General features: G+C 69.1%; 11 protein-coding genes. 10 read left to right on the top strand and 1 reads right to left on the bottom strand.

Features of this window, described 5'->3' with window-relative positions:
• Positions 1-92: 92 nt before the first annotated feature.
• The 9 genes from ACFOGJ_RS18350 to ACFOGJ_RS18310 all read left to right on the top strand — a co-directional run bounded on the left by ACFOGJ_RS18350 (position 93) and on the right by ACFOGJ_RS18310 (position 9,323).
• Positions 93-1,079: a DODA-type extradiol aromatic ring-opening family dioxygenase gene (locus tag ACFOGJ_RS18350; RefSeq protein ID WP_379903205.1), complete on the top strand. Its 987-nt coding sequence runs from the start codon at positions 93-95 to the stop codon at positions 1,077-1,079.
• A 40-nt stretch (positions 1,080-1,119) separates the two neighbouring features.
• Positions 1,120-2,022 (top strand): DUF1932 domain-containing protein, encoded by a 903-nt coding sequence (locus ACFOGJ_RS18345; RefSeq protein WP_379903203.1) that lies wholly within the window; start codon positions 1,120-1,122, stop codon positions 2,020-2,022.
• Between the two features lie 366 nt (positions 2,023-2,388).
• Positions 2,389-3,246: a pyridoxamine 5'-phosphate oxidase family protein gene (locus ACFOGJ_RS18340; protein WP_379903682.1), complete on the top strand. Its 858-nt coding sequence runs from the start codon at positions 2,389-2,391 to the stop codon at positions 3,244-3,246.
• 137 nt (positions 3,247-3,383) lie between these two features.
• Positions 3,384-4,718, top strand: coding sequence for a Rieske 2Fe-2S domain-containing protein (locus tag ACFOGJ_RS18335; protein WP_379903201.1), 1,335 nt, complete (start codon positions 3,384-3,386; stop codon positions 4,716-4,718).
• A 69-nt stretch (positions 4,719-4,787) separates the two neighbouring features.
• Positions 4,788-5,870 carry an ABC transporter substrate-binding protein gene (locus tag ACFOGJ_RS18330; RefSeq protein WP_379903200.1) on the top strand — a complete coding sequence of 361 codons (1,083 nt, stop codon included), beginning with the start codon at positions 4,788-4,790 and terminating at the stop codon, positions 5,868-5,870.
• Positions 5,867-6,640 carry an ABC transporter permease gene (locus ACFOGJ_RS18325; RefSeq protein ID WP_379903198.1) on the top strand — a complete coding sequence of 258 codons (774 nt, stop codon included), beginning with the start codon at positions 5,867-5,869 and terminating at the stop codon, positions 6,638-6,640. Before ACFOGJ_RS18330 ends, ACFOGJ_RS18325 begins: the two co-directional genes overlap by 4 nt.
• Positions 6,625-7,470, top strand: coding sequence for an ABC transporter permease (locus ACFOGJ_RS18320; RefSeq protein ID WP_379903196.1), 846 nt, complete (start codon positions 6,625-6,627; stop codon positions 7,468-7,470). Before ACFOGJ_RS18325 ends, ACFOGJ_RS18320 begins: the two co-directional genes overlap by 16 nt.
• A complete protein-coding gene (locus ACFOGJ_RS18315) occupies positions 7,470-8,288 on the top strand; it encodes an ABC transporter ATP-binding protein (RefSeq protein WP_379903194.1) in 819 nt (272 codons plus the stop codon). The genes ACFOGJ_RS18320 and ACFOGJ_RS18315 overlap by 1 nt, the downstream gene beginning before the upstream one ends.
• A gap of 186 nt (positions 8,289-8,474) precedes the next feature.
• A complete protein-coding gene (locus ACFOGJ_RS18310; protein ID WP_379903192.1) occupies positions 8,475-9,323 on the top strand; it encodes an IclR family transcriptional regulator in 849 nt (282 codons plus the stop codon).
• 209 nt (positions 9,324-9,532) lie between these two features.
• Here the strand turns inward: ACFOGJ_RS18310 and ACFOGJ_RS18305 are convergent, their stop codons facing one another.
• Positions 9,533-10,810: a Rieske 2Fe-2S domain-containing protein gene (locus tag ACFOGJ_RS18305; protein WP_379903190.1), complete on the bottom strand. Its 1,278-nt coding sequence runs from the start codon at positions 10,808-10,810 to the stop codon at positions 9,533-9,535.
• Between the two features lie 139 nt (positions 10,811-10,949).
• Between ACFOGJ_RS18305 and ACFOGJ_RS18300 the strand changes: the two genes are divergently transcribed.
• Complete coding sequence (locus ACFOGJ_RS18300; RefSeq protein WP_379903188.1) at positions 10,950-11,522, top strand: VOC family protein; 573 nt, start codon at positions 10,950-10,952, stop codon at positions 11,520-11,522.
• Positions 11,523-11,574: the final 52 nt, after the last annotated feature.

Genomic DNA, 11,574 nt, shown 5'->3' with positions numbered 1-11,574 from the left:
CGGATTTCAGCGGCCGCCGGCCGGCCGGGGCGACGCGATCGCGGCAACCGCCACCAGGGGCCGCCGTCAGCGATCGGGGGAGCGAAGGCAATATGGCGAAGATCACGCTCGGCATCGGCACATCCCACACGCCCATGCTCATGTCCACGCCGGAGGACTGGCGGCTGAACTTTCCCGGCCGCGACAGCGAGCGACCGCAGCGCACCAAGGACGGCGCCCTGATCAGCTTCGCGGAACTGGAGAAGGTCGCCGATCCGCGCGCCGCCGCTTCCCTGACCGCCGAAAGCGTCGCGGCCCGGCACCAGCGTGCCCAGGACGGCATCGCCCGGCTTGCCGAGGTGATCGAAAAGGCCGGTCTGGACAGCCTGGTGATCGTCGGAGACGACCAGGAGGAGATGTACCACGCCGACAACCTGCCCTCCTTCCTGATCTACTGGGGGGAGAGCATCCCGAACGTGCCCCGCCACACCTTCGCGCCCGGAGATGCCTGGTTCAAGGCGGCGCAGGCGCGCTATTACGACAACCCGCCGCGCGACTATCCGGTCGATGCCGCCCTGGCGGAGCATCTGATACGGGCCCTCAACGCGGCCGAGTTCGACGTCTCTTCCGCCCGCACCGTGGCGGAGGGCCAGGGCGAGGGCCATGCCTTCGGCTTCGTGCACAAGCGGCTGGTCAACGGCCAGGCCCTTCCCGTCGTGCCGGTCTTCATCAACACCTACTATCCACCGAACCAGCCCAGCCCGCGGCGCTGCTACAATCTGGGTCGCGCGATCCGCCAGGCGATCGAGTCCTTCCCCGAGGACCGCAAGGTCGGCATCCTCGCCTCCGGCGGCCTCAGCCACTTCACTGTTGACGAGGACCTGGACAAGGAGATCATCCGGGCGATGCGCGAGAAGGATGCGAAGGCGCTGACCGGCCTGCCGCTGAACAAGCTGGAGGCAGGCAGCTCCGAGATCCGCAATTGGATCTGCGCCGCGGGCGCCCTGGAAGGTCTGGACATGCAATGGGTCGATTACATCCCCGGTTATCGCACCAAGGCCGGCACCGGAACCGGCATCTGCTTCGCCTGGTGGGGCTGAGCCCCGCCGCCCGCCGAAGGGCAGCAGAAGTGTCGGCGGGATGAGCGCCGGCAATGCGCTGCGCCTGGCGCTGATCGGCTTCGGCGAGGCCGGCGGCTGTCTGGCGCGCGACCTGGCCGCGCGGCCGGAGGTGGCGTCGGTCACCGCCTACGACATCCTTCTGCACGGACCGGATGCGCCGGCGATGCGCGCGCGCGCAGGCGCCATGTCCGTCGACTGCGACGACGACCTGGCCGACGCGATCGACGGCGCCCACCTGGTGATCTGCGCCGTCACCGCCTCCGCCGCACTCGATGCGGCACAGGCGGCGTCCGCGCATCTTTCGGAAGGGCAGATCTATTTTGACGTGAACTCCGTCTCGCCGGAGACCAAGCGCCGCGCCGCGGACATCGTGGGTGCGGCCGGCGGGCGCTATGTCGAGGCGGCGGTGATGGGCGCCGTGCCGCCCAAGGGGCTGGCGGTGCCGATGCTGCTGGGCGGTGCGCATGCCTCCGACGCGAAGGCTCTGCTGGACCCGCTGGGCATGCAACTGCAGATCGCCGCTGCGGAGATCGGCCATGCCTCCGCGATCAAGATGACCCGCAGCATCATGATCAAGGGGATCGAGGCGCTGGCGGTGGAATGCGCGCTGACCGCGGAGCATTACGGCACTTCGGCAGAGGTGCTCGCCTCCCTGGACCAGACCTTCCCCGGGCTGGAGTGGGAGCAGTTGCTGGGCTACCTGGTCAGCCGGGTGATGCTGCATGGCCAGCGCCGGGCCGACGAGATGCGCGAGGTCGCCGCCACCATCGCGGCCACGGGGCTGCAGCCGCTGATGGCGACCGCAACCGCCGACCGGCAGGAATGGGTGGCACGACGCGGCCTGCGCGATGCCGTCGGCAAAGACGCGCCGCACGACTTCCGCCGCCTGGCGGCGGCAATCCGGGATCGCATGGACGACTGACCCGGCAATCCGATCCCGGCTGCCGCCCCAGACAGCGGTATCCGGCCACCTGCTCCGGGTCGTCCCACCTTTCGCATGCCTGCCATTCGGCAATCGGGAACCGTCCCGCGGCTGCCCTGCACCGGCACCGCATGCGGCCGTCGGCTGCCGCCGGAGGCCTTGCCTGCTGCCGGACTGCCGCGCACCGGGCCGCCGGCCAGCCGGTCCCGGATGCGGCGGATCGCAGCGTCCGGTGCCGCACCAGGTGATTTGTAAAAAGCAAACGCCCTTTGCAATCGACACATCAACTGGCATGCTTGCGCCAATGGTCCCGGCAGCAACGGGATCGCCAAAGGAACGGGATTTTGGGAGGAACGGGTGAGCGGCATGCTCCCTGACGGCACGCCGGACCCGGCTGCTCTTGCCGGGGCGTTCATCGAAGCCCTGTCCGCCGGTGCGGTCACCGGCGAGATGCTTGCGGATTCCGTCATCTTCACCGCCCTGAATGCCGAGGTCGCCGGCCGCGCCGATGTTCTCGACCGGCTGAACGATCCGCAGGCCGGCGCTCCCTACCGCGCCGCCGGCTGGGAAGCGCCGCGACCCGCCGATGCCGGTATCGCCACGGCGGCCGCGCCGGCCACCGCCCTGACCGTCCGCGGTACCCTGTCCGAGGGCTGGCGCTGGTCGGCCCTGATCCTCACCCTGCAGATCGCCGACGGCCGCATCGCCGCCATCGGCCAGCAGGGGGCGGCCGCAGCGCGGCCCGCCACCCCGGGCCTCGCCCTGCCCGACAGCCTGAAGGCGATGATCGGCAGCGCGCTGGCCGGCGGCCATCCGATGCTGCTGTCCCACGTCGACGAGAGCGGGCAGCCGGTCCTCAGTTTCCGCGGCTCCACGCAGGCGATCGCCGATGACCGGCTCGCCATCTGGCTCCGCAACCGCGACGGCGGCCTCGCCCGGGCGATCGCCCGCAATCCCCGGGTGGCGCTGATGTACCGGGACGAGGACAGCAAGGCGACCTACCAGTTCCACGGCCGTGCGCGGATCGACGACGACCCGGCCCTGCGCGCCCGGGTCTACGACGCCGCACCGCGACCGGAGCGCCACCACGACTTCGCCCGCAGCGGCGCGGTGGTCGTGATCGAACTGGACCGGGTTCAGGGCTATGCCGGCCTCGGCCCCGGCGGACAGGTCGACCCGATCCACCTCGTGCGGGCGGACCGCAGCAGCCAGACCACGGACTGAACCGAGAGGACCCGCTGCCGGCCGGGCGGCCGGTGCAGGGCACAGCCCCCGGGCGCATGTCGCGCCAGATCTGAAAATGAAACACGATTCCAGTATCCGCGCGGCGGATGCCGGACGGAAAGGAGGAGGAGCGCCAGATGACCACGGCACAGGAAAGCGAGGAACTGACCCGGGTCGGCCCCGGCACCCTGATGGGCGAGTTCATGCGGCAGTACTGGATCCCCGCCGCGATGTCGGAGGAACTGGCGGCGGACGGCGTGCCTATGCGGCTGATGCTGCTGGGCGAGAAGCTGGTCGCCTTCCGCGACAGCGACGGCCGGGTGGGCGTGATGGACCATCGCTGCCCGCATCGCTGCGCCTCCCTGTTCTTCGGCCGCAACGAGGAGAGCGGCCTGCGCTGCATCTATCACGGCTGGAAGTTCGACACCGAGGGCAACTGCGTCGACATGCCGAACCTGCGCGGCGACCAGGACTTCAAGCACAAGGTGAAGGCCAAGGCCTATCCGGCGGCGGAGCGCAACGGCCTGATCTGGGTCTATATGGGCAAGCGCCGGCCGGCCCCGCCGCTGCCGCCGCTGGAGGTGAACCTGCTGCCGCGCGACCAGGTGCAGATGAAGTTCATCCAGCGCGAATGCAGCTGGCTGCAGTCCCTGGAAGGGGATATCGACACCTCCCATTTCGGCTTCCTGCATGTCGGCAGCGTCGATCCCGAAGACGTGCCGCTGGACCACCCGATACGCGGCGCCGTGCTGCACCGGTCGCCCGACTACAATTTCCGGGAGATGCCGTTCGGCACCCAGTACGGCGCCTTCCGCCCCGCCGATGACGGGCGCACCTACTGGCGCTTCGCCAACTTCCTCTTCCCGTTCTGGACGCAGCAGCCGCAGGGTTCGTTCCCGACCCATGTCGGCGCCCGCGCCTGGGTGCCGATGGACGACACGCACACGATGTTCGTCCATCTGCAATGGGAACCGGAGCATCTGCGCAAGCGCCTGACCGCGGTGGCGCCGCTGAAGAACGGTGGCACCCTGCCCGGCTCGCGCCCCGACCACGACTTCCTGCCCAACGGCACCGGCTGGTTCGACCGCTGGCGGCTCGCCGCCAATGCGGACAACGACTACCAGATCGACCGCGACGCGCAGGCCCGGAACGAAATCTTCTCCGGCATCACCGACATCCACCTGCAGGACCAGGCGGTGACCGAGAGCATGGGCGATATCGTCGACCATACCTTCGAGCATCTCGCCCCCAGCGACCAGATGATCACCCGCACCCGCCGCCACCTGCTGCGCCAGGCGCGGGCCTTCCGCGACACCGGCCAGACGCCGCCCGGCGTCGACGATCCGGAGATCCTGCTGCAGGCGCGCGCCGGCTTCTTCGTCGCCGATCCCGCGACCGACTGGGAAGAGGCCTATGCCGAGCAGGTCGAGAAGGCCGAGCGCCCGGCCTCCGACATGAAGGCGGCCGAGTAGCGCCCCCTTCATCCGATCCGCAGCGGCACGGCCGCCGCTGCGGCCATACCGAAACGGGAGGAAACGACAATGAGAAGATTCGCACTGAAGCGGCTCGCCGGCGCCGCACTGACCGCCTGCCTTGCCGCCGGCGCGCTGGTCGCAGGACAGGCCGCGACGGTCCAGGCCGAGGAGCTGCGCACCTTCCGCTTCGCCAGCACCGATCCCAAGGGCGGCGACCCGCAGCAGCTGTACTGGTACCTGCCGCTGGCAAAGGGCTGGTACGAGGAAGCCGGCATCGACTTCGAGCCGGTCCGCATGCCGCCATCGACCGCCTACCCGGCGCTGTCGGCCGGGCAGATCGAAGGCGGCATCTATGCCGGCAGCGCGCCGCTCGCCGGCGCCCGCGGCGCACCGATGGTGGCGGTCTACCACCCGGAGGAGAGCGCGCCCTGGGGCCTCTTGGTCAACACCAACAAGATCGACGTGCCCGAGGGGCTGAACGGCGCCCGCTGCGGTTCCGCGGCCGGCCCGAAGACGGCGCCCGACATCACCGCCCGCACGGTGATCAAGCATATGGGCGCCGACCCGACCTCGATGATCTATGTCGTGGTACCGGGCAGTTCGACGGAATACCTGACGGCGATGCGCAACGGGGTGATCGACTGCCACCCGTCCTATACCCCGCCGATGCGCTACATCCTGGAGCGCGAGGGCTGGACCTTCGTCGCCGGCATGCGCGACGTGATGCCGATCCAGGGGATGGGCCTGACGGTCAACCGCAACCGGATCGCCGACGATGACGAGCATCGCGAACTGGTCAAGGACGTGATCCAGCAGATGCTGCGGGCTCAGGACTATATCCGCGACCCGGCGAACCATGCCGAGATCGCGGAGATCCTGAAGACCTCCATGAACAATCCCGAGGAACTGACCGACGAGGATTACCTGCGCGCGCTGCGGGACGAGGTGACCCTCTATACCGAGGGCGGCAAGGTCGCCGATCCCGACGATCTGCTGAACCTCATGCGGGCGGGCATCTCCTTCGGCTACTACGACCCGTCGGAGTTCGTCGTCGACCTGGAGAAGACCGGCGCGATCGAGGCCGGCATGGTCGACTACTCGCTGGTCGACGAGGTGCACGCAGAGACCGGGCGGAACAAGACCCAGTGAGCAACCGGTCGCTGCTGGAGGATTACCGGTCACCCCTTCTGGGGGTGGCCGGCTTCCTCCTCTTCCTGGTGGTCTGGGAGCTCCTGCAGTTCGCGGGCCCCGACACCGCAAAGCATTTCAGCTTTCCGCTGCGGATCGTCGGCGCCGTCGACGAGGTGGTACACCTGCAGGCGTTCGGCGCCGCGGTGTGGAAGAGCAGCTACCAGTTCGTCGCCGGCATCCTGATCGGCTCCGGCGCGGGCATCCTGCTGGCCCTGCTGCTGGGCTTCTACCGGCCGGTCGGGCAGATCTTCCGGCCCCTGATGGTGGCTGGCTACACACTGCCGCTGATCGCGCTGATCCCGGTGCTGGTGCTGATCCTGGGCATCGGCAGCGCGACGGCGATCACCGTCGTGGCCCTGTTCACCTTCTTCCCGGTCTTCTTCGTGATCTACAGCGCCATGGTCGCCGTCGACCCGGCGCTGATCCGGATGTGCCGCAGCTTCGGCGGCGGCGACCGGCAGCTGATCGTCGACATCGTGCTGCCGTCCCTCGTGCCCGCCGTGATCAGCGGCATCCGCCTCGGCGTCGGCCGCGGCCTGGCGGGCCTGGTGGTGACGGAACTCTACCTGGGTTCCGGCGGAGTCGGCGGCTTCATGCTGGACGCGCTGGGGACCGGCGCGGTCGATCAGGCCTTTGTCGCGATCCTGGTGTTCGGCATCGCCAACCTGGCGCTGACCGGCCTGCTGCGCCACCTGGAAAAGAGGGTCGAGATATGGCGTCCGAGGTGAACGCGGCTGCAGAGGCGCCGCCGCGGCTCGCGGGGCGGGGCGCAGCGCAGACGAGGTCGCGCCCGCTGTTCGGCGAGCGGCGCGACTGGCTGCTCCGCCTGGCCAAGCTGCTGCCCTTCCTGGTGATCTTCGTCGCCTGGCAATGGGCGTCGGACAGCGGCGCGATCAGCCCGGTCTTCTATTCCTCGCCGCTGGCGATCCTGGAATCGCTCTGGCAGTGGTATTCCAGCGGCCGCATCCTGCCGCACCTGCTGGCAACGGTGCTGGAGTTGGCGATCGGCCTGACCCTGGCAACGGTGATCGGCCTGGTCCTCGGCATCTGGGTGGGCTGGAGCCGGACGGCGAATGACATGGCCTCGCCGGTCCTGGTCTTCCTCTATTCCGTGCCGGTGATCGCGGTCGGACCGGTGCTCGCCCTGGTCCTGGGCATCGGCATGATCATGCCGGTAGCGCTGATCCTGCTGCTGGCGGTGTTCCCGATCCTGTTCGCGGTGGAGGCCGGCGTGCGCACTGCGCCGCACGACCTGATCCGCATGGCCCGCCATTTCGGCGCCAGCGACGGCCAGATCATCCGCACCGTGCTGCTGCCGGCCGCGGTGCCCTACCTGGCCGGCGGGCTGATGGTCAGCATCGGCCGCGCCATGGCCGGGGCAGTGGTCGGCGAATGGCTGGCTTCCTCCACCGGGCTGGGCTCGCTGATCTTCACCTCCGCCGCGATCTTCGAAACCAAGACCGTCTACATGGCCGCCTTCAGCATCGTCGGACTGAGCCTGCTGCTCAGCCTCTCCGTCGGCGCCTTCGAGCGGTGGACGCAGAAATGGAGGCCCTGATGGCGCCGACGACCGCACAGGCCGCACAGCTCGGCCTTCAGAACCTCTCGGTCACCTACGTCAACAAGCGCACGCAGCGCGAGGTGCCGGCCCTGCAGGATGTCTCCTTCGACATCCGGCCGCAGGAGTTCATCTCGATCGTCGGCCCCAGCGGCTGCGGCAAGACCACCCTGCTGCATGTGATCGCAGGACTGCAGCAACCGACCGGCGGCAGTGTGCAGACCCCGACCGGTACGGTGACAGGACCCGGGCGCGACCGCGCCCTGGTGTTCCAGAGCCCCACCCTGCTGCCCTGGCGCAGCGTGCGCGACAACATCGCCTATGGCCTGAAGCTGCAGGGACGGGTGGATGCCGGCACGCCGGAGCGGATCGATGCCCTGGTGCGCCTTGTCGGACTGGAGGGCTTCGACCGGCAGTACCCGCACGAACTGTCCGGCGGCATGCAGCAGCGGGTCAACCTGGCGCGGGCGCTGGCGGTCTCGCCCGAGGTGCTGCTGATGGACGAGCCCTTCGCCGCGCTGGACGCGCAGACCCGCGAGCTGATGCAGGCGGAACTGCTGCGGATCTGGGAGCGCGAGCACAAGACCGTGGTCTTCATCACCCACCAGATCGACGAGGCGGTGTTCCTGTCGGACCGGGTGGTGGTGATGAGCCCGCATCCCGGCCGGCTGGCGCGGATCATCGACATCGACATCGAGCGCCCGCGCGACCTGCGGGTGAAACGACGGCCGGAATTCAACGCCTATGTCGACGAGATCTGGGAACTGATCAGCCGGCCGCGGAGCGACGGCGACGACCTGTCCGCCGCCGCGGAATAGGCCGCCGCCGCCGCCCCGGTCGATTCGGCCCGGTCCCGCCTGACGCAGGATGTGCGGCGACAGCGGCACCAAGTCCCTTTGACGGAGGGCTGCGCAGAGGGAAGGATCTGCGGCCGTGACCCGGCACCCCGTGGACAGTTCCCCGGCGGCCCGGGCCGGCAGGCAGGGACTCGATGCGAATGACGAATGGCTAGGCGGCGGCTGGAACGCGGCGGCGACGGCGTCACGGCAGCGGCGGTGCGGGAACCGAGCCGCCACTACAGGCGCGGCAGGAAGACTGCGGAGGCAGACCCACGCTTCAACATGGCACTGGCCCGCGGGCTGGAAATCCTACGCGCCTTCCGTCCGGAAGATGCCTGCCTCGGCAATGCCGACCTGGCGGACCGGACCGGGATTCCCAAGGCGACGATCACCCGCCTGACCTTCACCCTCGGGGAACTGGGCTACCTCACCTACCTGCCGGCCTACGGGAAGTATGCGCTGGCGGCCGGCGTCCTGAACCTCGGCTTCTCGGTGCTGGCGCAGACGGAGGCGAATGTCCGCGCCCATCCGGCGATGGAGGCCCTGGCACAGGATTTCGGCGGCACCGTCGGCCTGGCGATGCGCGACGGGACGGAGGTTGTGATCCTGGACATCGCCCGCGGCCAGGCGACCTGGACCCGCAACACCTCCGTCGGCTCCCGGATCCCGCTGGTCTCCACCTGCGTCGGCTGGTCGCTGCTGCATGCCGCCGACCCGGCGGAGCGCCGGCAGGTGTTCGCCGAACTGGAGGCAGCCGATCCGGCGGCCTGGCCGCAGACCCGCAAGCGGATCCAGAAGGCATTCGGCGAACTGGACCGCAGGGGCTTCTGCATCGGCATCGGCGCGTATCACGCACTGGCGAACTCCACCGGCGTGCCCTACCGGGAGCCGGCGACCGGCAAGGTGATGGCGTTCTACTGCTCCGGCCTCGCCTCCGCCCTGTCGCAGCAGGACCTGGAGGAGGTCTGGGGCCCGCGCCTGCTGGCGCTGGCGCAGTCCCTGCGCGGCGGCTGAGGGCGCGCTGCGGTACGATCCGGTTCTCCGGTCGTCGAAGGCCAACCGCCGACCCTCACCTCATGCGTCATGCGCGCAGTTGTTGCGCGCACCCATCGTGCCGTGCCTCGATGGGACCCGGCCCTTCATTGAGCCTGGCCGCACCATGGACCGCCGCAACACGTGCGGCGGTGACGAGATGGGGGGCGTCGAGTACGCGACCGCCGTCCCTATTCCGCCGCCTCTGCCGCGCCGGCCAGGCCCATCTCCCGCATCAGCGTCTTGTCCTGGTCGTAGGCGACCCCGTCGGGCAGCAGCGCCGAACCGGAGCGCACGGCATAGACATCGCCGCTGCGCATCGCCGGCACCGCCTCCCCCGCCCCATGGCAGGCGAGGCTGTCCAGCAGCAGGCGCCGGATCGCGATGATCGCCTGGTCGCTGGTCGCCAGATGCTCGCGGCTGCGGTCGGTGATCGGGCCCATGCTCTCCGTCATCGCCGCATCCTGGGCACGAGTGCCCTGGATGCCGGTGAAGGAATGCGTCTTCTGCACCGCGCGGTCGATCAGGTAGTCGTTCTCCGCCCGCGCTGCCAGCCGCTTGGACCCCGGTTCCACGATCGGATGGGCGAAATGCCCGGCGGCCCAGGCGTCGCGCTCCGCCTGCGTGATGTCGCGGTGCGGCGCGTAGGTAACGGTGACGACCCAGCTGTTCTCGTCATCCAGCGGCACCCAGCAGCGCCAGGAATTGCAGCCGCCGATTTCGGGCGCGACCATGCTGTAGAACGGCAATGCGAAATGCGTCACCCGCCAGTACAGCTCGTTTTCCGCAGTGCGGCGGCTGGCGGCGCAGACCAGGCCATGCGGCGCCGGGTCGATCTTCCAGGTCGGTGCGGTGTCGTTGCGGAAATATTCGCCGACGATGGAGGTCTTCGCGACCTCCATGTCGAGGCGGCGGTGCAGGAAGCTGACATGGGCGGAATCGAATTCGCCCTCCATGCCCTGCAGCCAGTTCGCGTTCAGCACGAACTGCGAGAAGTAGCATTGCTCCGGCGGCAGGCCGAGCCAGTCGAAGGCGGGCGGCGCCGGCCGCTCGGCCGCCGGCCCCATCCAGGCCCAGAGCAGGCCGCCGGCCTCATGCACCGGATAGGCGGTCAGCCGCACCTTGCGCGCCAGATTGCTGTCGGCGGGTTCCGACGGCACCTCCAGACACCTGCCCTCCACGTCGAACTTCCAGCCGTGATAGACGCAGCGGATACCGCATTCCTCGTTGCGGCCGAAGAACAGGCTGGCACGGCGGTGCGGGCAGAATTCGTCGATCAGGCCGACCCGGCCGTCGGTGTCGCGGAACGCCAGCAGCCGTTCGCCCAGCAGGCTGACCCGCTGCGGCGCGCCGTCGGGCTCCAGCTCCGTGCCCGCCAGGAACGGCACCCAGAAGCGGCGCATGAAATCGCCCATCGCCGTTCCGGGTCCGACCCGTGTCAGGCGCTCGTTCTGTTCCGCCTTCAGCATTGCCGTTCCTCCCGGGATCCGTTGGGCCGTGCCTTTGCGGCGTGCCGGCCGTTACCGGTGAAGCTATGCGGCGAGGCCCTGCATAGTCAATAATGGGACAGAATTTCATTTTTCAGATTGCCTGCAACAGGAGAGAGACATGGCCTTCGATGAACAGCGCCTGCGCAAGATGACCCGGCCGCACGGCCTGCCCTATCGCATCACCAAGATCGGCCATGTGGTGCTGAACGTCAGCGACCTGGAGCGGTCGGTGCGGTTCTATACCGAGACCCTGGGCTTCCAGGTCTCCGACATCTATCCGACAGACATGGTGCCGGGCGGTATGGTGTTCATGCGCTGCAACACCGACCATCACGGTGTCGCGCTGGTCGGCGGCCTGGACGGCCCCGCGGATGCGCGCGAACTGCACCACATGGCATTCGAGGTCGGCACCCTGGACGAGGTGCTGCAGGCGCGTGCCCACCTGGAGGCCAGCGGCATCACCATCGACTTCCATGGCCGCCGCCGGGCGGGTTGCCAGATCGCGGTCGAGTTCCGCGACCCCGACGGCCACCGGCTGGAGATCTACTGGGGCCTGGACACGGTCGGCAATGACGGCACGGTGCGCCCCGCCGCGGAATGGAAATGGGCGCACAGCCTGGAAGAGGCGGTCGACGACCCGGTCCGCGGCCAGGACACCACCTTGATGAATCCGGGCCTGTTGCGCCGCTGAGACCGGCATGCGGCAGGCCAGTCGGGTTAATTCCAAAAAAGAAACTGAATTT

Source organism: Marinibaculum pumilum, assembly GCF_042646425.1.
Taxonomy (GTDB): Bacteria; Pseudomonadota; Alphaproteobacteria; order Ferrovibrionales; family Ferrovibrionaceae; genus Marinibaculum; species Marinibaculum pumilum.
This window is presented reverse-complemented; position numbering and strand designations above follow the sequence as displayed.